The sequence below is a fragment of the Aneurinibacillus thermoaerophilus genome, assembly GCF_019603355.1.
GTDB lineage: Bacteria > Bacillota > Bacilli > Aneurinibacillales > Aneurinibacillaceae > Aneurinibacillus > Aneurinibacillus thermoaerophilus.
This window is the reverse complement of record NZ_CP080764.1, coordinates 778,115-802,071: the sequence shown is the minus strand read 5'-3', so window position 1 is coordinate 802,071 and position 23,957 is coordinate 778,115. Positions and strand designations below refer to the sequence as shown.

At 42.9% G+C, this 23,957-nt stretch carries 25 protein-coding genes and 1 other annotated feature; of the genes, 7 read left to right on the top strand and 18 right to left on the bottom strand.

Annotation, left to right across the window (positions count from 1 at the left end):
• Nucleotides 1-31: 31 nt before the first annotated feature.
• Both K3F53_RS04345 and K3F53_RS04340 read right to left on the bottom strand, forming a co-directional pair.
• Complete coding sequence (locus K3F53_RS04345) at nucleotides 32-970, bottom strand: lysylphosphatidylglycerol synthase transmembrane domain-containing protein (protein ID WP_220559370.1); 939 nt, start codon at nucleotides 968-970, stop codon at nucleotides 32-34.
• A 241-nt stretch (nucleotides 971-1,211) separates the two neighbouring features.
• On the bottom strand, nucleotides 1,212-1,388 hold the full coding sequence (locus K3F53_RS04340; protein WP_156424087.1) for a hypothetical protein: 177 nt from the start codon (nucleotides 1,386-1,388) through the stop codon (nucleotides 1,212-1,214).
• 182 nt (nucleotides 1,389-1,570) lie between these two features.
• On the opposite strand from K3F53_RS04340, the gene K3F53_RS04335 reads away from it, so the two are divergent.
• Nucleotides 1,571-2,176, top strand: coding sequence for a hypothetical protein (locus K3F53_RS04335; protein WP_220559369.1), 606 nt, complete (start codon nucleotides 1,571-1,573; stop codon nucleotides 2,174-2,176).
• A 57-nt stretch (nucleotides 2,177-2,233) separates the two neighbouring features.
• A complete protein-coding gene (gene asd / locus K3F53_RS04330; RefSeq protein ID WP_091259795.1) occupies nucleotides 2,234-3,073 on the top strand; it encodes an archaetidylserine decarboxylase in 840 nt (279 codons plus the stop codon).
• Here the strand turns inward: asd and K3F53_RS04325 are convergent.
• Nucleotides 3,070-4,524 (bottom strand): NAD-dependent epimerase/dehydratase family protein, encoded by a 1,455-nt coding sequence (locus K3F53_RS04325; protein ID WP_091259793.1) that lies wholly within the window; start codon nucleotides 4,522-4,524, stop codon nucleotides 3,070-3,072. The two genes, asd and K3F53_RS04325, sit on opposite strands and share 4 nt — an antisense overlap.
• A 179-nt stretch (nucleotides 4,525-4,703) precedes the next feature.
• Between K3F53_RS04325 and K3F53_RS04320 the strand changes: the two genes are divergently transcribed.
• From K3F53_RS04320 to K3F53_RS04310, 3 genes are read left to right on the top strand one after another with little or no spacing between them, the layout of a single operon-like run.
• Nucleotides 4,704-5,432: a hypothetical protein gene (locus tag K3F53_RS04320; RefSeq protein WP_091259791.1), complete on the top strand. Its 729-nt coding sequence runs from the start codon at nucleotides 4,704-4,706 to the stop codon at nucleotides 5,430-5,432.
• The gene (locus K3F53_RS04315; protein WP_343211542.1) at nucleotides 5,432-5,803 is read left to right on the top strand and encodes a transposase; all 372 of its coding nucleotides are present in this window, start codon (nucleotides 5,432-5,434) and stop codon (nucleotides 5,801-5,803) included. Before K3F53_RS04320 ends, K3F53_RS04315 begins: the two co-directional genes overlap by 1 nt.
• A gap of 1 nt (nucleotide 5,804) precedes the next feature.
• Complete coding sequence (locus K3F53_RS04310) at nucleotides 5,805-6,563, top strand: transposase (protein WP_220559367.1); 759 nt, start codon at nucleotides 5,805-5,807, stop codon at nucleotides 6,561-6,563.
• Nucleotides 6,564-6,755: 192 nt separating this feature from the next.
• Here K3F53_RS04310 and K3F53_RS04305 read toward each other — a convergent pair whose 3' ends face one another.
• From K3F53_RS04305 to K3F53_RS04285, 5 genes are all read right to left on the bottom strand, one after another.
• Complete coding sequence (locus K3F53_RS04305; RefSeq protein WP_057899671.1) at nucleotides 6,756-7,412, bottom strand: polymorphic toxin type 44 domain-containing protein; 657 nt, start codon at nucleotides 7,410-7,412, stop codon at nucleotides 6,756-6,758.
• 554 nt (nucleotides 7,413-7,966) lie between these two features.
• Nucleotides 7,967-8,335, bottom strand: a complete 369-nt coding sequence (locus tag K3F53_RS04300) for a DUF5412 family protein (RefSeq protein ID WP_162265043.1) — start codon at nucleotides 8,333-8,335, stop codon at nucleotides 7,967-7,969.
• 372 nt (nucleotides 8,336-8,707) lie between these two features.
• Nucleotides 8,708-9,253 (bottom strand): IS630 family transposase, encoded by a 546-nt coding sequence (locus K3F53_RS04295; RefSeq protein WP_082706086.1) that lies wholly within the window; start codon nucleotides 9,251-9,253, stop codon nucleotides 8,708-8,710.
• Nucleotides 9,250-9,681, bottom strand: a complete 432-nt coding sequence (locus K3F53_RS04290) for a winged helix-turn-helix domain-containing protein (RefSeq protein WP_327874982.1) — start codon at nucleotides 9,679-9,681, stop codon at nucleotides 9,250-9,252. Before K3F53_RS04290 ends, K3F53_RS04295 begins: the two co-directional genes overlap by 4 nt.
• A gap of 668 nt (nucleotides 9,682-10,349) precedes the next feature.
• Complete coding sequence (locus tag K3F53_RS04285) at nucleotides 10,350-10,769, bottom strand: CoA-binding protein (protein ID WP_057899672.1); 420 nt, start codon at nucleotides 10,767-10,769, stop codon at nucleotides 10,350-10,352.
• Between the two features lie 156 nt (nucleotides 10,770-10,925).
• Between K3F53_RS04285 and K3F53_RS04280 the strand changes: the two genes are divergently transcribed.
• Nucleotides 10,926-11,507 (top strand): class I SAM-dependent methyltransferase, encoded by a 582-nt coding sequence (locus tag K3F53_RS04280; RefSeq protein ID WP_057899673.1) that lies wholly within the window; start codon nucleotides 10,926-10,928, stop codon nucleotides 11,505-11,507.
• 53 nt (nucleotides 11,508-11,560) lie between these two features.
• Here the strand turns inward: K3F53_RS04280 and rplT are convergent, their stop codons facing one another.
• The 3 genes from rplT to infC all read right to left on the bottom strand — a co-directional run bounded on the left by rplT (nucleotide 11,561) and on the right by infC (nucleotide 12,744).
• Nucleotides 11,561-11,920: a 50S ribosomal protein L20 gene (gene rplT, locus K3F53_RS04275; protein ID WP_057899674.1), complete on the bottom strand. Its 360-nt coding sequence runs from the start codon at nucleotides 11,918-11,920 to the stop codon at nucleotides 11,561-11,563.
• Between the two features lie 33 nt (nucleotides 11,921-11,953).
• Nucleotides 11,954-12,154: a 50S ribosomal protein L35 gene (rpmI, locus tag K3F53_RS04270; protein WP_057899675.1), complete on the bottom strand. Its 201-nt coding sequence runs from the start codon at nucleotides 12,152-12,154 to the stop codon at nucleotides 11,954-11,956.
• Nucleotides 12,155-12,180: 26 nt separating this feature from the next.
• Complete coding sequence (gene infC / locus K3F53_RS04265; protein ID WP_082706087.1) at nucleotides 12,181-12,744, bottom strand: translation initiation factor IF-3; 564 nt, start codon at nucleotides 12,742-12,744, stop codon at nucleotides 12,181-12,183.
• Nucleotides 12,723-12,857: a sequence feature (ribosomal protein L20 leader region), on the bottom strand. It overlaps the preceding gene by 22 nt.
• Before the next feature lie 205 nt (nucleotides 12,858-13,062).
• Here infC and K3F53_RS04260 point away from each other — a divergent pair.
• Nucleotides 13,063-14,382: a methyl-accepting chemotaxis protein gene (locus tag K3F53_RS04260; protein WP_057899676.1), complete on the top strand. Its 1,320-nt coding sequence runs from the start codon at nucleotides 13,063-13,065 to the stop codon at nucleotides 14,380-14,382.
• A gap of 162 nt (nucleotides 14,383-14,544) precedes the next feature.
• Here K3F53_RS04260 and thrS read toward each other — a convergent pair whose 3' ends face one another.
• From thrS to K3F53_RS04225, 7 genes are all read right to left on the bottom strand, one after another.
• Entirely contained in the window at nucleotides 14,545-16,464 is a 1,920-nt protein-coding gene (thrS, locus tag K3F53_RS04255) for a threonine--tRNA ligase (protein ID WP_057899677.1), read from the bottom strand.
• A gap of 898 nt (nucleotides 16,465-17,362) precedes the next feature.
• Nucleotides 17,363-18,010 carry a hypothetical protein gene (locus K3F53_RS04250; RefSeq protein ID WP_057899678.1) on the bottom strand — a complete coding sequence of 216 codons (648 nt, stop codon included), beginning with the start codon at nucleotides 18,008-18,010 and terminating at the stop codon, nucleotides 17,363-17,365.
• Nucleotides 18,011-18,297: 287 nt separating this feature from the next.
• The gene (mqnC, locus tag K3F53_RS04245; RefSeq protein WP_057899679.1) at nucleotides 18,298-19,425 is read right to left on the bottom strand and encodes a cyclic dehypoxanthinyl futalosine synthase; all 1,128 of its coding nucleotides are present in this window, start codon (nucleotides 19,423-19,425) and stop codon (nucleotides 18,298-18,300) included.
• A 178-nt stretch (nucleotides 19,426-19,603) separates the two neighbouring features.
• On the bottom strand, nucleotides 19,604-20,533 hold the full coding sequence (gene dnaI / locus K3F53_RS04240; RefSeq protein WP_220559366.1) for a primosomal protein DnaI: 930 nt from the start codon (nucleotides 20,531-20,533) through the stop codon (nucleotides 19,604-19,606).
• A 13-nt stretch (nucleotides 20,534-20,546) separates the two neighbouring features.
• Entirely contained in the window at nucleotides 20,547-22,043 is a 1,497-nt protein-coding gene (locus tag K3F53_RS04235; RefSeq protein ID WP_139184886.1) for a replication initiation and membrane attachment family protein, read from the bottom strand.
• Nucleotides 22,044-22,139: 96 nt separating this feature from the next.
• Complete coding sequence (gene nrdR / locus K3F53_RS04230; protein WP_057899682.1) at nucleotides 22,140-22,607, bottom strand: transcriptional regulator NrdR; 468 nt, start codon at nucleotides 22,605-22,607, stop codon at nucleotides 22,140-22,142.
• 144 nt (nucleotides 22,608-22,751) lie between these two features.
• Entirely contained in the window at nucleotides 22,752-23,786 is a 1,035-nt protein-coding gene (locus K3F53_RS04225; protein ID WP_057899683.1) for a glyceraldehyde-3-phosphate dehydrogenase, read from the bottom strand.
• Nucleotides 23,787-23,957: the final 171 nt, after the last annotated feature.

Here is a 23,957-nt window from a genome sequence, read left to right as displayed (position 1 = left end):
AAAATTCGTCATTATAATAGTATGACACATTTCATTTTTCATTATTCGGCTGCATTCTTCCTTTTATCCATTCACGCATCTCACCTACGGAAAGCGGAGCGCAAAACAAAACGTAAAGTCCTGCCACATATGAAAATACAAACTTAAACGCATGGCTTAGTAGCGTCGCAAGATAGGCGTCCTGCCATTCCGTGCCCAGTGCTGCCAATGAAAAGCTCATCACGCTTTCATATGTCCCCACACCACCTGGAGTAAAATGAAACGTTTGTCCGGCAATTGTCATGCTATTTGCCCAGACTCCTTCCAGAAATGAAATGTCGAGCGCAAGCGCGCGGACAACACCATAGATCACCCACGCTTCAAGTACCCAACTGAAAATTGTGGCTACGACAATCAAGAAGCCGCGCTGGCCGGCCAATCCATCCCGTAGCATGTGGACGTGTTTTCGCAAAAAGCCCCGCTCACTTTTTTTTAACCACGTATACACTACACCTACCACCGCAATACTTCCCGCAAGCGCAAACCAAAATACGACGGTAGGCAATGAAAGCCCTAATGCTAAAATTCCAGCAGCTGCCATACCGCCCAACACAAGCATATCAAGCAAGCGTAGTACTACCACGGAATGAACGGCTTCGCTCCAAGAGATCGCCTCCCGCTTCACTATATATCCAATTCGAATGATATCCCCTGCTTTTACAGGTAGCACATGGTTTATAAACAAACTGTAAAATATCCCATGCAGGCAGGCGGAAAAAGAGACATGCCCCCGCAAATACGTCCGCCACGCCAGAGCGCGTAACCCGAATGCTAGCAAATAAGCAAGCGCCATCCACACCAACCAGCCGGGATGACACAACAGCCGCTCTCCCTGCCGCCTGACAAAGTCCCAATCAAATAAATAAAAAGTCAATAAGAAAAATACGCCAAATAAACCAGCTCGAATAAGCCAAATTATCACCTGTTTCATTCCAATTCCTCGTCCCTTTATATCTAACGTCTCATTTATGGTTCATCATACACTAGAAACATGTACTTTTGTTCTTTATGAAAATATTAAACTGCTCAATTAGTGTAAAGTCTTCAAACTTACTATATTTCATCAACATCATGGCTTTCAAAAAATGGGAGCGCGCTTGTCTTTTGCCGCTTCACCGGTTCCATCTAATATAAAAAGGCGCCTCATTCAAAGCGCCCTTAAAAGTCTTGATTTATTCTTTTCCTAGCCGCATATCCCCCGAATTTTCCATTTTCGAAGCATTTCTTACCTGTCCGGATGGGGCAGGTTTTGCCGGTTCTTTTGCTTCCCCGAGATACGGGGTATCTTCTTCATGAATATGCCCCAGCGGATTTTGGTGAGTATACTGCCGAAATCTTCTTTCACCCATCTATTTCACACTCCTTCTCAAGTTTATTTTAGATGATTGTATTTTTTGCCGTACTCCTCTCTCCTATTCTCCAACTTCTTCTCCATGTTTCTTCCATATTAAGAAATAATAACTAAAGGATTTCTGGTGCGTTCCTCGAAATGAATGATACAACATTTCCCTAGGAAAGGAGCCGCGCCCCTATGAATCCTGTTATTTTGCTTCTTATTATTTGTACACTCTTTCTTCATGGCGATCTATCCGTGAACGCGGCGACTACCCGCACGGTTAAAGTAAAAGCTGCACCAGCCGGACATAGCGCCCTCTCTTCTCCATCCATTCAAATCACCGGAGACAAAAATTTTATTACTAAAACAAAAGCTGCTTTAAAATTATTACAAGAAAAAGCGCCAGACGCTTACAAGATAACGGTCACTTACATCGGTAGAATCCAACAGCATAACTTTAGCGGAATGGCCGCGTACGAAACACCGCCAACTTATAAAGTCGGGGCGTCGACTGTTAACGCTTCGCTTACATGGTACGCCAGCACAATCGCCCATGACGCTTACCATTCCAAGCTGTACCACGACTACCTCTATACGTATAAGGAGGCCGTTCCCAATGAAGTATGGACAGGAATGGATGCAGAAATGAAATGCCTTGAAATTCAAATTCAAGCTCTGGAAAGCATGGGGGCCTCCGCGTCAGAAATCGAATACGCCAAGTCTTTGCGAGGAAAAAACTGGTGGGACTTAAACGGAGACGGAGATTACAATGAGGACGATGAAAAGATAAGAGATTGGTAAACGGTTTTGTGCTACAATAAGAAAGTTAACTATACTGTTATAGAAAGGATAACAAAAGTGATTGGTCCTTTGGCAAAACGAATAATAACCCTACTGCCGCAAAACACGCTTTCCAGGCTGGCCGGAAGACTGGGACGCTCGCGATTGAGCAAATACTTCATTAAGCCGTATATCTCTATTTTTAATATAAACACTGAAGAGATTGAAAAGCCGGTTGCCGAATATCCGCATCTGACCGCTTTTTTTACCCGGAAATTAAAAGCGGGCACCCGGCCGGTTTGCCCGCTTCCGGAAGCCATCGTAAGTCCTGTAGACGGCAAGGTGGCACAGTTTGGTCCCATTCATCAGGGAACGCTTATTCAGGCAAAAAATATAAATTATACCGTCAAACAATTGCTTGGTTGTTCAGAAGAAACAGCCGCTAAATATGAAGGTGGGACATTTCTTACAATTTATTTGAGTCCGCGTGATTATCACCGCATTCACATGCCGCTCGACGGGCGGTTAACGAAACTGACATACATTCCTGGGCGCCTGTTTCCCGTAAACAGCATCGGTGTATACCATGTGCCAGGTCTGTTTACAAAAAACGAACGCCTCATTACGTATGCCAGCACTTCTGCCGGAGAGATAGCGATCGTCAAGGTCGGAGCGTTTATCGTGGGAAGCGTAAAGGTAGCGTATGGCGAACACGCCACAAACGTCAAAAACGGTCAAATGTATTCAAAGCGCCTAAACGATGGGCCGGTATACAAAAAGGGGGAAGAAGTCGGCCTGTTTGAGTTCGGCTCCACGGTTATCCTTTTGTTTAAAAAGGATAAAATTGCGCTTAACGAACGGATCAGGGGAGGAACTTTTCTGCGATACGGTGAACAAATCGGAACTATTATTACTTAGCCTCCAATACGTTCCGCCTGTAGATGAAGATACCGTCCGTAACTGCGCATCACCCAAAGATGCACAAGCGCCTGTGTTGCTCTATACAAAAACCATGGCATTCGCGGAATAAACTCGTGAATCGCAACAATTACATATCTTCCATCCAACACTTGGCGGAATTCCATCCTTCCCCTGCGTTGCGTATCAACCCGGGCCAATATTCCCCCGGTAATGTAATAAAGCGTGCGGTCAGGTGTACTCCGTTCCTTAGAGTATGTCAGTTCCAATAATGGTTTTTTCACGCCTGCAAGCAAAAACCATAAGCGTCCATCCTTTTTTTGGTATACCCTAATCATCGGTTTTAAATGCCTGGGCAACCATTCTGCATACTCTCGTCCCGCCCAGTCCGCGTTTCTTCCCCTGGGGAGAACGAAACGCTGCACTGAACGCACATTATTAAGCCGTTTCTTTTTCCCGTGCTTGCCGCCAAATAAAGCAGCTTGCTTTCTCTTTTCCGTTTTTCCCCTTGCTTCTTCCTGCAATGCTAGGCAAGCCGCCTCAGCAAACGGCAATCCGGGCAACCCCAATCGTTGCTGTAACCATCTTCTCTTCCCTATAAGTGGATATTTCATGCTACCAACGAATGACTTGACCTGTTGTAACGGTATCCCGGTTACCGCTGTCAACCACAGGCTCGACACTACCGGTGCCAAAAATTGTACGGAATACAGGCGGCGCTTCTTCCCCATAAGCTCAGCAATTTGCAAAATCATCTGTTTATATGTCAACGTATCCGAACCGCCTACATCGATAGACTGGCTATACGTCTCTTCCCGCCCTATGCACGCTGCAAGCAATACCACAATATCCTGAAGCGCAATCGGATGCACCTCGGACGACATCCAACGCGGGCAGATCATCATCGGAAGATGGCGAATCAAACGCAAAATCATCCGAAAACAGGAACCGCCAGCTCCTATGACAATGCCAGCTCGCAAAACCGTAACCGGTACGCCATGCGCCCGCAATGCTGCTTCTACTTCAAGGCGGCTTTGCAAACAGCCGGGTACACCATTTGCCTGCTCCGGAATAAGGCCGCCCAGATAAATGATTTGTTTGACGCCCGCTTTTTTCGCGGCACGCGCAAAATTGTCCGCCAAGATGACATCCATATCCTGAATCTTCCCTTGTGTCAGGCGCGCCGACGGTACTCCCGTGCGAACAAGATAAAAAGCGTAGTCCACCCCTTGCAAACCTTTTTCCGCTTCCAACAAGGAAAACAAATCCGCTTGTCGCCATTCCAGGTTCAGGCATCTGCTCCGTTCGGATTCGCTGACCTTTTTCTCGTTCCGTGTCAATCCAATCACACGGTAATTGTTCATAAGCCGCTTCATTAGTGCCTGTCCAACAAAACCGCTTGCCCCGGCTATCGCAACAACAGGGCGCTGATCTGAACATTTGATTTGCATAACTCCCCCTGCTTTCCCGTTTTCTCTTTAAATAATACATTTAACTTGATAAATTCACATCCTCTTATCGTTTGCAATTTGTTAAAAAACGCTATCAATTTTATATACACCCTTCAAAAAGGGAAGAGAATATGCGAATATTATGTAGGAGGACTTTGAAAGAAAGGAAGCATCGGCAAATGAACAAATGGTTGCAATCGCGAACGTCAGTAAAACGTCTGTATATTATCGCTGGAGGAGCTGCGATGGTTCTTCTCGCTTTCGCGTTCGCCACTCTGTTTATAAAACCTAACAACGTTTCGCCTTCAAACGGACAATCGGCAACCAACACCCCTTTATCCAAAACAGAAAATGCAACCTCTTCTAAAGTTACGGAAACCGGAGTCGTACTCATTCCACTTAATAAAACGCTCGACGAAGCGAAAGCGGAAGGCCTTTATTCGGAGCCAGGCTATACGGTATCTTCCTCTTCGGCAAGCAAAGAACAAAACGAAACGAAAACATCCCAAAAACAAAGAGAAGCGAATGCCTCTTATTCATCTTCGGTAGCCACCTCTTCCGGCGTCACACCCGCTAACCCAGGACAACAGGCCGTAACCGAGGCTTCGGCCGCAGGTCAGGGATTAGATGCGAATACAATAAACCAGCTTCGTAGTTACGGCATCCGCGAAGGGGATTTGGCGAAAATTGACCGCATGGTCGCGGAAGGAATAGATCCGAAAGAGATTGCCCATTCGCTTCGCAAAAACGGGAATCCGAATCTGGCAGCCGTAATGGAACAAGTGCCACGCAAACCAAAAAAGGAAAAAAAATCAAAAGAGGAAGAGAAGGAAAAGAAAGATGTATCTGCCACAGATGACAATAAGCAGGCAGAAAAAAACGATAAGCATGAGGAGCAAGATGATTAATTCTATGTATAAAGAAGCTGACTTCCTTTGTTTGGCAGGTCAGCTTCTTTATAGATGGTGTCATGACCCGTGGCTTCTCTGGTACCCTTACCGATATTCACCGAGAAGGCTGCCATTCACGAAATCAGCGTACACTCAGTCATTTCTTATCACACGGAAAATGGGATGAAAACTACCTCATGCGCATCATCCAGGAAAAAACCTGGAAAATGATTCGACAAGAAGCGAAACGCACAGAAGAACCGATCTTCATTATCATAGACGATACCATTTGTGAGAAAAAAAAAGCCTTCGTCACAGGCGATGTTATCCATACAGGGAACTGGTTTTCATTATTCCCATACAAAAGGAAAACAGGTATGGGGGTATGAGATGGTTCAACAAGTACTGCGTTGTGGTGATTGCGTGATTCCCTATGATTTCAAACGATATGAATCCAAGAAGCAAAGTAAAATTCAACTGGCCTGTGAGCTTGTAGCGAATTTACCACGTTGTTCACAGAAGAAATATCTTCTTATTGATACATGGTATCCTGCCAAAAGTGTACTTGAAACAGCCGCACAATCTGGATGTCATGTAATCAGCGGCTTAAAAACCAATCGCATTTTTTATCCGCAAGGGATTCGTCAATCATTGAAAGAATTTGCGAACCATATTAGAGAAAGTGATACCGACCTTGTGACCGTCGGTCACACTTCCTATCGTGTTTATCGTTATGAAGGAAAACTAAACATGGTTGAAAATGCTGTAGTGCTTTTATGTTGGGATGCCGCTGAGTCGCTTACCTTGAAAAACATGCGAGCTTTTCTAAGTACAGACATTTCGTTATCTAGTGAACAAATTCTATCCTACTATAGCAAGCGATGGGTAATTGAAACATACTTTCGAACGATAAAGGGTAATTTTTCGTTTGACCGTTATCAAGTACGAAGTACAAAAGCAATTCATCGTTTCTGGACACTGCTATCTTTTACCGCTGCTTTTTGCATCCTTACAGTACACGCTACACTTCTAGATGGATTACAGCGATGGCGGGTAAAAAAAAGCCAAAGCTGGATTGAATTTGTCTATCGAGCAGCAAGAGCAGGAGAGTCGCTGGATTTTATTCAAAAACAGCTGCAAGCTGCATAGGGAATCCTTCGTTTCTTTGTAGATGGCAAATTTTGTTTCTAATTTTGGGCAAGTCTAGTGATTTACATAAACATGATGTATGTGTTTATTGATCTAAATCTTTATTTAATATGATTTTTCCAGCCATTCTTTGATTAAAAGCAAAAAGCCGATTTTTCAGGTAAAAAAAATCGGCTTTTTGCTTTTAAAAAACTATTTATTTTCTTGTTGTTGCTTTTGTTCTTGTTCTTTTAATTCTTTTTTAATCTTAGCTGAATTTTTCTTAGCTTTCTCTTCTATCTCCTTTTTCTCGCTGTCAGTTAATAAGTTAAATAATTGTGCATCTTCAATAGAAGGGGTCATAGATTCTGTTTGCATTGCAGAAAGGGTTTTAGGAAGAGTACCATTGTCCCACATATTTATTCCAAAATTAATATATTGTTGGTCTATCGGATCGTCAAAATAAGAACTCCACCAGTTAGGCATGGAAGTTCCGCTATAAATTTGATAAGCACCTGCTGCGCTTCTTAAAATTGTAGGAGCGAAGCCTGCCGCTCTACCAACAAAACCATAATGTACGTTACCGAGATCCTCACCTCTCATAGCATATCCATTGTATTCATATTTAGTAGAAGGGCCGAGAGTCCTTTTATAATCCCATTCCCCACCGCTTTTAACTTTGGAGGCAAATTCTAGTCCTGTACCTGCAGGATATGTTCCTTGATCTTTATCCCACATAGCATAGTATGCAATATAGGCAGCATTGTTTTTCAAGGTTTTCGAGAAGCTAGATGTAATATTTGGGTAACTAGCTAATACTTGCACATCAGTCTTTTGTAGAACTGAATTTGGTGCTTCTTCAGAAGCCATTGCACTAACCCCCGTTGTTAGTGTTAATGCTTACGATAAAATCACTGCTGCAATACTTCTTTTTTTCATAGTTTCTCTCTCCTCAAATATTATAAAAATTGGAATATAATTGAATTATAATGTAATTTAATATGGATGTAAATACCAAAATTGAATTTTATGTTAATCAATTTCATAATTACCCATTAAAAACTGCGTTTTTACAGGGATTATCGAGTTTTTAACACATGTTTGTAAGTAAAACTTGGGGAGGTGCTACTTTTTTAAGCTCCTGAAACCCTTGGGGCTCTAAGGCTCCAAGTTATGAAATTGATTTATGTATAAATATATTAATAAATAGTTTAAATGTAACAAAATACTATTTATTAAGGGTAGTGTGAACATCATGACACTACCCCGAAAATGTTGATTTTAAAGGGAAAATTCAATTCCACATCAATATTTATTCTGTATACGGATTGTAAAGTAGTATATTTAACACATTTTGTTTACTAGGGTTTTCATATTACGCAATTATTCAAGAATTTCTTTTAGTTTCAATACAAACTATCGGATTATTTTCTTCTAAAGTCATATACATCTTTTTCTACGTTAATTTCGTGCCCGTTTATAGATACTGTGTCATTATCCAGCCATTTTACATTCGTATCAGATGTTTTATAATCCCAATAAATATTTTTTTTAGTTCCTTTTTTATTTGTTATTAGCTCACCTCGAACTGCTGTCGATACAGTAGCTCCCCCATTCACAATATACATTTGTATAGTATAGTTTTTATCAGGAGAATCAACTTTTTTTATAAAATCACCCTTAGGAAGATTAGACATTGAATAAAAGAGAGAATAGTATACATAACCAATAACCCCAGCAAATATAAGGATTAATATAATTAACCCAAGTAAGACTTTCTTTTTTACAGACATTGTGTAATCTCCTTGATATAGTAGAGAAAACAAATCTTCAAATCGTTAAATAATTTAATCAATTTCATAATTACCCATTAAAAACTGCGTTTTTACAGGGATTATCGAGTTTTTAACACATGTTTGTAAGTAAAACTTGGGGAGGTGCTACTTTTTTAAGCTCCTGAAACCCTTGGGGCTCTAAGGCTCCGAGTTATGAAATTGATTCAATTATCTCCTTTACTTATTTTAACATAGTTATAGGAAAAAAATGTCTTTATGATATAATATTTGGTAAAGAGCTAAAAAAAGGAGAATCATTCAATCAAAATGTAATAGATATTATATTTTCAATACCCAGTAAAGGAGGTTTTGAATATATATAAATCTAACTTAACATTTCGACATCTCGGGCAGGCAACCAATTCTCTGTAGCACTTGCTCTGTGCAATCTTTAATTCCCTCTAAAAAAGAATCAATGGATTTTTGGATTTCATTCTTGTTTTTATGAAATCGATTCGCAATCACGCTCTCTTTCATCCATTTCCATAACCGTTCAATCGGATTGAGATGGGGTGAATAAGGCGGCAAAAACATCAGGTAGAGGCGTTCTTTATTTTCTTCCAAAAATGGCTGAATGAGTTTGGCGTGATGAATACGTGCATTGTCAAGTACCATTACGATATAATTCTCTGGATAACGTTCCAATGTTTTTTGTAAAAAAGAAAGAAAAGCTTCGGCATTACACGTATCTGACTGCATACAAAGAACATCTCCGTCCAGCACGTTGACCACACCGAATAATGTTACACTTACGTGATGTCCATAAGTAGGAATTTGTTTCTGCTTGCCTACTTCTGCCCATGTAGAGCGCAGTACTTGATAGGAACGAATGTGGCTTTCGTCTTCATAAAGCAGAACCGTATCCTCTGTGATCAAGTTTTTTTTATCATGTTCATTTGTGTGACAAAAGCTTCCTGTCTTTTTGCATCGGCTTTCGCCAGTGTATAGGTAGGACGTGTATAACGGAGACGCAACCGACGGAGCATTTTTAGAATGCCAACACGAGTCATGGAAACGCCGAATTTTTCTTTCAAAAACGTTTGCAGGATGCGCGTATCCCATGAAGCATACATTTCCAGTCCTTGTTCGGCAGGTGTGCTTTCTAAAATGATTCGTTTCCATTCCGCCTGTTGTTCTTCTGTCAGATACGGTTCTTTTCCAGGCGATTTTTTCCGCTCGAGTAAAGCGTCTACACCACCCTGGTTAAAGATCGCAACGTAGGTAGAGACAGATTGACGATGAAGATTGAGCATGGCGGCGACCTCTTTTCCAAGATAGCCTTCCATGACAAGACGAACCGCCATGACACGCGCTCGTAAGGCAGGATCTTTGACTTTCCGTTCTTGTTTTCGTCATGTTTTGGCTGTCCAGCCATGAGTGTTCGTAATTTTTACTCGCTTCATTCTTGATTCCGCTCCTTTACCATCGTAGGTTCTTAGGAGCAGTATGGACAAAATTTCCGTCAATTACACAAAAGTTGAAGATTCAAGTTAGATTTATATAGTGTCTGATGAACATGAGATTTTTGAAAAAAGCAACGATCCTAGGGAGCTAGTGAACTACTCGCCACTTAGCTAACGCTTGAAGTGGGAGCTTCTCAACTCCTCGACGAAAGTACTCTTTCGTCTCCTTGAGCGTTACTTCGGACAGTTCCTGCCCTAGATGGACGATTCGGGGTTCTTTCTTACCTTGGATATTTTACGCATGGAAGGGTCAGCTTGGTTTTCGCATTTTTATTTCTCCATGCAACCCTATATATCCAGTTATCAAAGAACATCATAGGTTGATTTTATCAAAATGTCGGACAATTGAACAGGCTTTAGCCTGTCCTTGTCCGAAGCCAATTCATCCCCCACTTTCACTGGTGACGAAAGCACCTTCACGTTTAGAAGTGGGAGACTTCTTGGCTGAAAAGTTAAAATCTCACGATTTTTGAGACGCGGGATTGACCGCACGTTTTCCTTGCTTTTGCTTATTTTCTTACAAGCAAGGCATGATCCACTTTAATGCACTGATCCATAACAACGGTAATCCCTGCTTCCTGCGCTTTTTTCGCGGCTTCCTCGTTATAAACACCCTGCTGCATCCAGATTACTTTCGGCTTGATTTTAATAGCGTCATCTACCACTGGGCCTACCTCTTCGCTGCGACGAAACACGTTGACGATATCTACCGGCTCCTTGATTTCTGTCAGCGAGCTAACCGCTTTCTCTCCAAGCGATTCTTCAATGGTCGGATTGACCGGAATAATCTTATACCCATTGTTTTGCATCGCCTGAGACACCATGTAGCTCGTCCGCTCCGGTTTGTTAGACAAGCCAACGACAGCAATGGTTTTCGCTTCTTCAAGAATCTTGCGCCGTTCTTCGTTCGATGGGTTCATAAAAGCCATATCTATATCCTCCTTCACTTCTTCTTTCCTTTTACTTTTTCGCTATCCGCCTGTCCAAACCCTTTTTCAATGTGTTTTCCGCCTGTCGACGGATTTGTTTGGTCTAGAAGTATGTTACTGTTATAATAATGACAATACCCACACAAGGAGGAACACATGGGAAAACTGCTTTTCCTCTATAAATTTTTAAGTTCTCCAAGAAGCATAGGTAGTGTAACACCAAGCTCCCGCTTTTTGGCTCGCGCGATGATAAAACCGATTGATTTTGCAAATGCGAAAGCGATCGCTGAACTGGGCGCGGGAACCGGAATTTTTACGGAATATTTGCGTAAAAATAAACGCAATGACTGCAAACTGGTCGTATTTGAAAAAGATGATAACATGAGGAACCGGCTTCAAAACATGTATCCTGACTTATCCTACTACAATAACGCTTCCGATATTTATAACGTAATGTGCAAACTCAAGATTCAAAATTTCGACTATATTTTATCGGGGCTACCGTTCGCCAATTTTCCGCAAGAGTTGCGCGATGCCATTATGGACGGCGTAGAAAAAGCGCTCAAACCTGGCGGCTTATTCATCGCTTTCCAATATTCGCAACAAATGAAACGCCAGCTTCATAAGCGTTTTGAACAGGTAGACATCGATTTTGTACCACTCAATATCCCGCCGGCTTTTGTTTACTGCTGCCGAAAACGGGACAACCTATCCACCAGGCAAGAACAGCAGGTATAAAGCAAAAGCGGAGTAGAACATTATTCTACCCCGCTTTTCATCTACGTATTCAATTACGCGTTCAGCTTTTCTTTTGCCGTGTTTGCCAGTTGAGCAAACGCTTCTTTGTCGTTTACAGCCAGGTCAGCCAGCATTTTGCGATTGACTTCCAGTCCCGCCTCTTTCAGACCATGCATAAAACGGCTATAGGACAAACCATTCATACGAGCTGCCGCATTAATACGAGTAATCCACAGTTTACGGAAGTCACGCTTACGTTGACGGCGATCACGATAAGCGTACAGCAAAGACTTCATGACTTGCGCGTTTGCGGATTTAAATAAACGGTGTTTGGAACCAAAATAACCTTTTGCAAGCTTCAATACTTTTTTGCGGCGTTTGCGCGCCACATTTCCACCTTTTACTCTTGGCATTGATGTTCTCCTCCTACATTTTTCAAATCAAAATTACTTCACGTACGTTAACAGAGAAGCGATACGTTTTTGATCGCCTTTAGAAACGAGCGCACCTTTGCGTAGATTACGCTTACGCTTCGGAGATTTCTTCTCCAAAATATGGCTTGTGAACGCATGGGAACGCTTCAATTTGCCGCTTCCAGTCTTTTTAAAACGCTTGGCAGCACCGCTGTGGGTCTTCATTTTTGGCATCGTACAAATCCTCCAATCAAGAAAAATTACTTGTCGCTTTTTGGCGCCAGAATCATGATCATACTGCGCCCTTCAATCTTAGGCTTGCGCTCTACTGTAGAGATGTGTTCTACTTCTTTCGCAAGCTTTTCCATGACTTGCTGTCCGAGCTCAGCGTGAGTAATCGCACGCCCGCGGAAACGAATCGTGAGCTTCACTTTGTTTCCATTCTCCAGAAACTTTACGGTATTGCGCAGCTTTGTCTGAAAATCATGCTCTTCAATAGTCGGTGACAGACGAACCTCTTTCACGTCAACCACTTTTTGATTTTTACGAGCTTCCTTTTCTTTTTTCTGCTGTTCGTATCTGAACTTACCGTAGTCCATGATACGGCATACCGGCGGCTTCGCATTCGGCGCCATGTTCACCAAGTCAAGATCTTTTTCCTGAGCCAGACGAAGTGCTTCTCGCAAAGAAACGATCCCGATCTGTTGACCATCCGTGTCAATCAAACGAACCTCACGAGCGCGGATTTCCTCATTGACTAAATGCTCTTTGCTAATAGCCTGCCACCTCCAAAAGATTTTGGACCAAAGCAAAAATGCGGACACACTGCGCCCGCATTCTATTCCATAAATATAACCCGATATTATGGATTAAGCATACCTGTCGACAACACCATGTGCATCATGCAGGTGAGAAGCGGGTGCTTCTGCTTTGGATTCCGTTATATTCTTTACACTTCTAGTAGTATAGCGGATGCCGGTTACTCCGTCAAGGCTGTCCCCTTATTTTTGTAATTTTTTCAGAAAGGATAATTTTCCTGAAAAGAAACTTTCTGTTTTCTAACATGTAATATAGAACTATGAATAAAGTTCTATTTATTATAAAATTTATATTAAAAACAAGCAATTAAGGAGGAGAATAACATGTCATATAGAAAAAATTCCTCAACAAAAAATGAATTCATGTTTACTGACATCGCGTCTGTGCAACGAAGTCTACGGAACAAAATGATCGTTGCTGTTATCATAAGTCTGCTCGTCAGCTTTTTTGCCTCCGCCTATCTAAACTCTCTTATTGATCAGTTTATAAATGAACGTATTGAATTATATGTTAATACTTTTATTAGCTTCTTTTCGACAACAATCATCATTGCCTTATTTACGCAATGGTTAGTGATCAACCCACTAAAAAAGGTTGTTATGGCTATTGAACAAGCAGCCCAGGGAGACTTAAATGCAAAGATAGAGTACGAATCGAAAGATGAAATCGGTCAACTATCCAATTCTTTTAATTACATGATGTCTAATCTGCGTACTCTTATCAAAAAAGTAAATGAAACAACAAGCCACGTAACTGCTTCTGCTCAGGAACTTCTTGCTTCATCTGAACATTCTTCCGAAACATTAAACAAAATAACGAGCAATGTGCAAAAAATTTCCGAAAGTGCAGAAACACAAATGCAGGGAATGGAAGAAAACAAGAAAGCGATGAATGAAATCGCTATCGGCATACAACGCATTGCCGAATCGGCTGCAAACGTTTCAGAATCGACTATGCAGGTTCTAATGAAAGCGAAACAGGGAAATGAAATCATAGACGAAACCGTTGCACAAATAAGCTCAATTAACTCATCCGCCCAGGAATCCGCCTCGATTATTGAGACATTAAACCAGCATTCAAAGGAAATCGGAAAAATAGTTGAGGTGATTGGCAATATTGCAAATCAAACAAACCTACTGGCCCTCAATGCGGCAATCGAAGCCGCTCGTGCAGGCGAACACGGAAAAGGATTCGCAGTTGTGGCGGATGAAGTGCGAAAATTAGCCGAACAATCCAAAGAGTCTTCCGAACAAATTTATCATTTAATTGAAACGATACAAAAAACGACGATGCAGGTTGTTGAAAAAATACAAAAGGGAACCCAGGAAGCTCAGCAAGGCACCGCGGTTGTTAATAAAGCCGGTGTCGCATTTCAAGAGATTCTGCAATCTATTCAAAATGTCACCGGGCAAATACAAGACATTTCCGCAGCAACGGAAGAAATATCAGCAAGCACCGAACAATTAACTGCCTCCTTTGAGCAACTTGCTTACATTTCCGAAAACACTGCGCAAAATACTCGCAGTGTTGCTGATTCATCCAAGGAACAGCTTACGTTCTCGGAAAAAATCGTTGCATCGACAAATTCGCTTCATAAAATATCAGATGAATTAAAGAAAGAAATAAACAATTTTACATTATAAAAAATCACATTTGAGATAGTGACATGATTACGTCATACAAATGAAAAGAATGGCGTTCCGTGATTTCAGCGTAAAAAATATGCAAAAAGACCCTGTTTTTACTAAAAACAGGGTCTTTTTGCATCATGAATGACTGGCGTTAATTCTTTTTTCCTGCTAACCTTAATATTTCTTTGTCTCGATTTCGTCAAGAATAAGTTTGATCACTTCATCCACTTTCTTCGCTCCGAGATCGCCTTCACCGCGACGGCGCACGGACAACGTACCGTCCTCTTTCTCCTTATCGCCGATAACAAGCATGAACGGAATTTTGTTCATCTGCGCTTCACGGATTTTGTAACCAATTTTCTCGTTACGGCTATCCACTTCAACGCGGATCCCCTTTTCCGCCATTTTTTCTCTCACTTTTTCCGCGTATTCCATATGCGGCTCAGCGATTGTAATCAACTTCGCCTGTACCGGAGCCAGCCATGTCGGAAACGCGCCTGCGAAATGCTCGGTTAGAATACCGATAAAACGGTCGATCGAACCGTAAATCGCGCGGTGGATAACAACCGGACGATGCTTTGCGTTATCTTCTCCCACATAAGCGAGATCAAATTTCTCCGGCATCTGGAAATCGAGCTGAATCGTCGCGCATTGATGGCTCCGCTTAATCGCATCCTGAATGTGAAAGTCAATTTTCGGACCGTAGAACGCCCCGTCCCCTTCATTAATGCGGTATGGAATTTTTAACTCTTCCAGCACGTTTTGCAGCGAACGCTCCGCAAGCTCCCACAGTTCGTCACTACCCATGGAATCTTCCGGACGGGTAGACAGTTCGACGCTGTACGGGAAGCCGAATACGCCGTAAATCTTATCGACCAATTCAATCACATGCTTAATCTCGGATTCGATCTGATCCGGACGTACGAAAATGTGCGAGTCGTCCTGTGTAAATGTGCGGACACGAATCATTCCGTTCAACGCGCCGGAATATTCGTGGCGGTGCACCTGGCCGAACTCCGCCATTCTCAGCGGCAGGTCGCGATACGAATGAATTTTGTTTTTGAACACAAGCATATGCCCCGGACAATTCATCGGCTTCAACGCAAATTTTGTATTATCCACTTCCGTGAAATACATATTTTCGTGATAATGATCCCAGTGACCGGATTGCTCCCACAGGCGCTGGTTCATAACGAGAGGCGTGCGCACTTCCTGATAGCCGCGCTCAATTTGCAGCTGACGAGCATATTTTTCCAATTCATTGCGAATAATCATTCCGTTCGGCAAGTAGAAGGGCATGCCCGGAGCTTCTTCTGAAAACATGAACAATTCAAGTTCTTTTCCTAGCTTGCGGTGATCGCGCTTTCTGGCTTCCTCAAGGAAGTGCAAATATTCATCAAGATCGGATTTCTTCGCCCAGCATGTGCCATAAATGCGCTGCAGCATCTGACGATCGGAGTCGCCGCGCCAGTATGCACCAGCTACGCTCATTAACTTAAATGCTTTAATTCTTCCGGTAGAAGGTACGTGCGGCCCACGGCACAAATCAAAGAATTCGCCCTGATAATACATCGTGATCTCTGCGTCTTCCGGCAGTTCAGAAATAATCTCAAGTTTCAGGTGATCATTGAGTTTTTTATAGATGCCGATCGCTTCTTCACGGGATACAACGCGACGCTCGATCGGCAGGTTTTCCTTGACAATTTTCTGCATTTCTTTTTCGATTTGCTCAAGCATCTCCGGTGTAATGGTTACATCGGTGTCGATATCGTAGTAAAAACCGTCCTGAATGACCGGACCAATGCCAAGGCGCACTTTGTCGTCGCCAATAATACGTTTAATTGCCTGTGCCATAAGATGCGCACAGCTATGACGCATCACTTCAAGCGCCTCTTCGCTGTCTTCCGTCAAAATCTCCACAGAAGCATCATGTGGAATGACTGCTTTTAAATCAACAATCTTACCATCCACCTTACCAGCAATCGCTTTTTTGCGAAGACTCGGGCTGATGGAAGCAGCGACATCTTCTACAGTTGCGCCGGCTTCGTATTCGCGTTTGGAACCGTCCGGCAGCGTTACTTGCAGTACAGACATAATCACAATTCCTCCTTATAAAAATAAAAAACACGTTCGATCCCCCAAGGGACGAGCGTGTTGTTCTCGTGGTACCACCCTATTTCGGCACGGAGGCTAACATGCACCAACCATGCCCTTCATTTAAAATAACGGAATCGGTCATTCCGGCCTTCCATACTGACACATATGCGCGTTCCGGTCGGCAGCTAAAGGGGGTAGTCCGACAACCTCGTGTTAGAAAGCTCACAGCCTACGACTTTCCTCTCTGAAAACCGGTTGGTTGGGACCGTGTCCTTGTCATTGCTTTTGAGTATAATGTTGTTGTTTTGATTATAGTAATCCTGAAAGTGAAAGTCAAGCCAGCTTATACTTCCTCTTTCCTGATGTTCCATCAAAAAACCTCAAAAAAGATTAAAAAATTTGGAAAATAATATTGATAACGCTTTCAAAAACGTTTATAATAAAAACAACCCCCTTAAATGGGTTGACACCTCCTGGAATTGAATTAATCTCTCCACTCCTACCTTGAACCCATTGATTGTTCAATGGGTCTTTTTTTTGTGCGGTCATTTTATTTCATCTTGCTATTGTTGTCTTTCTCGCCATAGTTCGTATCGACAACATGATCCTTGCTATCATACACATAACGGTTTAACAGTGAAAATAGCGTACCATTCCCCCGTTTCGATACGGTCACCCCTTAATCTATAAATCCAAGATAAACAAAAGTTTGATAAAGAATGACTATCCACAACCAAATAATAGAAAACGCTACAACGACTGCTCTGCCTTTCATCCTACCCGTCTTGAGCTGTTTCCATGTCCGAACAAATCCAGGAAACACCATGATTGAAAGTAAAGAATTGAAAATAAGAAGAAAAAGGTAAAGACCGGCACTCAAAATTATCGTCCTTTCTTAAAATTCACGGGAAATTCCTTCTTTCTCCAGAATAACCCCGTCCTTTATATATTCAAAAGAGACACCTGCATGTTGGAGCTTTAATTGATTTTTCAAAAACGCAATTGTTTTATCATACCGTTCATTATCCTTCGCTTCTTTTTTTCGAGGAATGGCAATAATAATCAATGGCTTCGCTGCTACGGTATTATAAGCAGGCATTTTATTTACGTCGATTTCATAATCATATCCTACCCGTTCGTCGTATATTACCCATAAGTGATCTACTTTTCCCCATTCTTTTTCTACAAAAGGAAACAAGTCTTTTTCCAAATCCCTTCCCCATTTACTAGCCACATAGTTATCCTCTAATTGCTTTGTATCCTGATTATAAAAAACAAGAAAAGATAGATTGTTTTCATTAACTGAATACACTTTGGCAGCATAGTCAAAATAGGAGAAATTCCCCATGTTATCATACATCGAATCATATACTTTCATTGGCCTTGTAAATCTTTCTTTTACATAACTTTCGGCTTGTGCCTTAATCTTGGCCATTTCCTTTTCGCTTCCCTTTGTTCCAATTTTAAACGAGATGACTAAACTGACAACCAATAATAAGCAGATACCAAAACCCCAAGCCAAAACCTTTACCGTTTTATTCATCTTACTCTCCCTCTATGAATTAAAGTTTTTCTTACGAATACTCACGTATTCTTACGACACCCTGATTTTTATAAACGAAAAGACATGAGGTGAAGGCCAAAGATGCTCCTTATAAAAAACAAGAGAGACATTTTTCTTTTCCTATGGTATAACCTTACCAGAGCAGGAAAGAAAATGTCTCATACTGCTATGTATGTGCGCTTCTTTCGTTTACGCATCTATACTGTACAATCAGTCCTGAAAAGCCCTATTTATTGTATTCATTTTTGCTCATTTATAAATACTTACTAGTTCTGCATCACAAAATCGGTTTCTGCCATTTCGCCTTCCTTGAAGACGCGCAAGATTTCATATTTTGTGTTGCGCTGCGCCGGAGTTTTGCCGGCTTCCCGAATCAACTGCAAAATATGGTTCGTGTTTACCTTATACGTACAGGCCGCAGCAGATACTACGTTCTCCTCCATCATCGTCGATCCAAAATCGTTGCAACCATAGGAAAGCGACAACTTGCCCACTTCAGGCCCCATGGTGACCCAAGAAGACTGGAAATTCGGGATATTGTCGATCAGCAAGCGCGTAATTGCCACATTCTTTAAGTATTCTTCGGCCGGAAGCCGCTCTGCTTTCAGATTGGTGTTGTCCGGCTGGAACGTCCAAGAAATAAAAGCGAGGAAGCCAGGCCCACCTTCCGCTTTCATTACATCCTGCGCTTCACGTATACGCAACGAATGCAGCACGCGCTCTTCCATCGACTCACCGAATCCGATAACCATGGTGGCTGTTGTTGACAGACCGACCCGATTAGCGGTTTTCATCACATCGATCCATTCTTTCCAAGAGCCTTTTAGGCGACTGATTTTTTTCCGCGTCCGGTCATCAAGAATTTCCGCACCCGCACCCGGCAAAGAGTCGAGTCCTGCTTCTTTAAGCAAAAGCAACACTTCCTCTACCGGTTTCTTCGATACTTCGGATATTTTTACGATTTCCGCCACAGACAGCGAATGCATGTGAATGCTTGGAAAACGCTTCTTAATGTTGCGCAACAAATTTGTATAATATTCCAAAGGCAAATTCGGGTTGGTTCCTCCCTGCATCAAAATTTCCGTTCCCTGTACATCAACCGTTTCCTGGATTTTCTTAAAAATTTCTTCATCCGGAAGTACATACCCTTCGTCCGATCCTGGCGGACGATAAAAGGCACAAAAACGGCAGTATGTGTCGCACACGTTTGTATAGTTAATGTTGCGCCCGATTACAAATGTTGCAATCGGCTCCGGATGCCACTTCTCCATCACTTTATTAGCATAGTAACCCATTTTTTCGATTTCATCGCTTTCATACAAACGGAGGCCATCTTCCAATTCCAGCCGTTCCCCGGCCAGCGCTCGTTCCAATATTTGGTCAATCGCCACGATTTATCCCTCCAAACGTTACATTCACCCTTTAATGGTAACACAATGCCCCCTGCTTGCCTACTGCTCCATCAGGCCACTTCGTTCGTCTTCACTTTTTGTCATTCACTACAAGTAAAAAAACTCATGTAAACTGCCCGCTCGTCCTTTTTCCATTGTCTCATCTAGTCTTTCTTTACAGTTATTTGCCGATACGGCGATTGATTCCATCCACCTTGTACGCATCCGTATAATAGCGGATCCGTTCCATAATTCGCATCGCTTTTAACTGTTCGACCCCTGCCTTTTGCGAATGAGCAAGGTGCTCCTCCAGTTCATCATACGTATAATTCGACGTATAAAGCACAGGTAAATTTTCGCTTACCCGGTATTGCAAAATCGCGCCTAGGACTTCGTCACGTGCCCAAGGCGAAAGCGTTTCAGCTCCGATATCATCAAGAATAAGTACGGGCACTTCTTTCAGCACCGCGATTTTTTCTTGAACCGTATTATCATTCAGCGCATCTTTAATTTCCCGGAAAAAGTCGGGCGTATACACCATAAGCGAAGCAATGCCGCGCTCAGCCAGCTTTTTGGCAGCCGCACCCATCATGTAGCTCTTGCCGACGCCAAACGGACCGTAGAAATACAGCCCTTTTGTCCCTGGCTTTCCGGGCTCGACCGTTACACAAAAATTCATAACGGCATTGATCGCATCAATTCTCTCTTTATCTCCCTCTATTGAAGCAAAAGAAGCAGCCAAAATTTCCTTCGGGATATGGTGTGTACGAATTAGCTTTTCTCGTTCTTTTTGTTGCCTGTCAAGCATATAAAGCTTACAAGGAGTATGGCGCACTTCAATGGACACCCCGGTCCAGCCAAGTTCCGCCCTGTGGCCCCACAATAGATTCGGACATTTGGCAAGCCCGGGGCAACGGCGGCAATGGCCCGCTTCATCAATAGCCTGCTTGATACGGGAAAGGGATCGCATAATATGAATCGTTTCAATCTCAGGATGCTTTTTTCTCAACTCTATAACTTCCGGCTTTACCGTCACTTCATTGACAATTTCCTCGAATGAATAGCGCCCGTTTACCTTATAAGAAGACAATAGTTTATTCACACGCTGCATATTCTCCTCTCCCTTACTGCTTGCTTTCTCCCAGCGCTTTCAACAGTTCTTCCATTCGTTTTCGCTTTCTTTCATACTCTTCATCTATCATTTCCACCTTGGATGATTTTGCAGTTTTTTCCTCTGTCACCTGGTTTTTTTGCCGTTCCAACTGCTCCAGTATGAGCGGCGGAATCTCGTCTTTACGCCGCTTGCTTCGTCCGCCAGAAGAGGCGCGAGTAAACACTTTTTTATCGGCAGAAGCCGCCTTGGCACTTTTCCGTTCTGAATAAAATTGCCGGGCCTGGCGCTGCGCTTCTTGTACAGTTCTAATGTTATTCCGCTTCCAGTGACCGGCGATTTTATAAATGATGTCTTTTGGCAGCTGCCGGTCATATGTCATCATAACGTACTCCAGCAGCACATTCACTACTCCAGGAGGAAGCTGATACTCCTCAAGCAATTCTTCAACGATCTTCTGATCGGCTGGAGCAATCTTGGCTCCTCTCTGATAAAGTCCTATAAGTTGAAAAGGCGAAAGGGAAGATAGGCGCAACGCATGACTTTCCGCCTCCGTCAGCGCCTTTTCTTCCCGCTCTTTCCGTTCTGTCTCCACCGTATCTGAGTGAAACACAATTTCTTCCCGTGACACGATTTTTGGGGCCCGGCCATTCTCCCTGCGGAACCAGTCTTTTACCAGACGGCGTAGCGAAGCGGTATCAATCGTATCATATTCGATGACAGAAGGCTCTTGCAAAAAGCGAGCCATTGTTTCATTATCAATGCCATATAGGAAGGCCAGGCTTTCTAACTCAGCCTTTACTTCTTTCGTAAACAGCCCATCTTTTTTAATCATCTTAGGAAGCGAAGCTTCCAAAAACTCAAAATCAAGGCGAGAGTTCGCGTAATTTAGCCGCGTCGCCGCCATCGGATCAAACAAGGGCAGCGGACTTTCTTCCCTCACGTCTTTAAGGAAATTATACGTCTCAGTGCCCTTTTCTACCGTAATTTCACTCAGGGAAAGATGATAAAACACTTCGTCAAACGCTTTCGTAATCCGTTTTCTCTCCACATTCTCCGGCAAACGATATTCCTCCGGGATCGAGAATTGGCGCCGCAGCTTGCGATAAAATTCTTTACCTACCCGATTCAAAAGCATAATGCTTAACGTGTCGTCACTAAAAAAAATATCCGGCGAATGAGGTGGCTGTAAAATATATTCAAAAATACGCTGTCCGTCCGCCTCAATTTGATATACTTCCAAAAGTCCGATCGCTTCTAATTGATGTCTCGCCTTTACAATGACATTCAATGGAACTGCCATTGTTACCATTAATCTATAATGCAACCCCTGCACAGCCGAAAAATTCGCCAGCGAAAGGTTATAAAGCAATGTCTGGTACAGTGCGACAGGTAGCGCCCCGACCAGCGGTTGGTACAGATGAATCAAATAACTGAGTTCCACATTGCTAATCGGCCGCCTCACCCGGATAAGGTAGGGATCATTCGGGACGGTCTCCTGCCATCTCACCCGTATCACTCCCTATGCCATCAATTTTTTCGTTTTTTATTATAGCATCACCGCCGCTATTCTTCGCAATCTTACACCGCGTGACCGGCTCGTGTTCTATTCTTTTTTCCTGCTGTTACGAATTAATTCTTCAAGTTCCTGGACAAATACATTAATATCTTTAAACTGACGATATACAGAAGCAAATCGCACATATGCCACTTCATCAACATCATAGAGCGCATTCATGACCAATTCCCCAATGTCTTTGCTTTGCACCTCGGATCTGCCACTGTTGCGCAGGTCTCGTTCAATTTTATCGACGATCGACTCCAGTGTTTCTAAGGGAACTGGACGCTTCTCACAGGCCCGGATGATTCCACGTAAAATTTTTTCTCGGCTGAATTCTTCACGGGCGCCATCTTTTTTCACGACTAATAACGGTGTTTCTTCCACGACTTCAAATGTAGTAAAACGCCTTGTGCACTCTTCACACTCACGACGCCGTCGAATCGACTTTCCATCGTTTACCGGGCGCGAATCGAGTACCCTTGTTCCGTTGTGAGCACAATAAGGACAACGCATGTCATCAACCCCACTCCATTGCGTACTTTTCCCTAGTTTGTCCCAGAAAAAAGCTGTAGTCAAGTCCAAAAACATAAGAAAACGAGACAACCCGATATGGATTGTCCCGTCTTTCTATGCCGGAAATACCATTTCAAACCGTAATTACACAGTTACTTCCTGTTTTTTTTTCGCGTAAGCAGCGGCGGACACATGCTTTGTCAGATCAAGCACACGGCAGGAATAGCCCCACTCGTTGTCATACCAAGCCAACACTTTTACTTGTTTATCACCCATTACCATTGTAGAGAGCGCGTCAACAATGGAAGAATTCTCATTGCCGTTAAAATCTACAGATACAAGTGGCTCTTCCGTATAGCCGAGAATTCCTTTCATGCTATCCTCGCTCGCCTCGCGCAGCACGCGATTTACCTCTTCCACCGTTACGCTTTTCTTCACATTTACCACCAGATCGACCACGGATACGTTCGGTGTCGGAACGCGGAGTGCAAAACCGTTCAGCTTGCCTTGCAGCTGCGGCAACACGCGTCCAACCGCCCGAGCAGCGCCTGTTGTCGTCGGGATAATTGCCTGCCCGCACGCACGTGCTCTCCGCAGATCTTTATGCGGATTGTCCAGATTTTTCTGATCATTTGTGTAGGAGTGTACGGTTGTCATCATTCCATATTCGATGCCAAACGCTTCGTCTAACACTTTTGCTACTGGAGCAAGGCAGTTAGTTGTGCAGGAAGCGTTAGAAATGATGTGATGTTTTTCGTAATCGTACATATCTTCGTTAACGCCCATGACAATTGTTACGTCGTCGTCTTTGCCCGGTGCGGTGATAACAACCTTTTTCGCGCCAGCTGTAATATGTTTGCCTGCGCCTTCTTTATCTCGGAACTTGCCTGTCGCTTCAATAACAACTTCGACATCCAATTCTTTCCACGGCAAATTAACCGGATCGCGGTCAGAAACAATTTTCGTAGCCCGACCGTTTACGATAATCATATCATCTTTTACTTCTATATTATCGGAAAGGTTACCGTGAATTGTGTCATACTTAATCATGTGAGCAAGCGTTTCAACAGGGTAGCTCGCGTTGATTGCTACCACTTCAACTTCCGGATCGTTCATCGCTTTACGGAATACCATCCGTCCAATACGTCCAAATCCATTAATGGCAATTCGTGTCGTCATTAATACGTTCTCCTCCCCGGATATGTTCCATACTATTACAAGTATTTATTATAATAAGTATGACACTTTTTTCAATATGCCAACCCAAATTTATTAATTTCTAAATATTCAAACAAAATAAATGCAGCAAAATACAGTCCTGCTTTCTCTGAATAAAACAGAAACTCATTT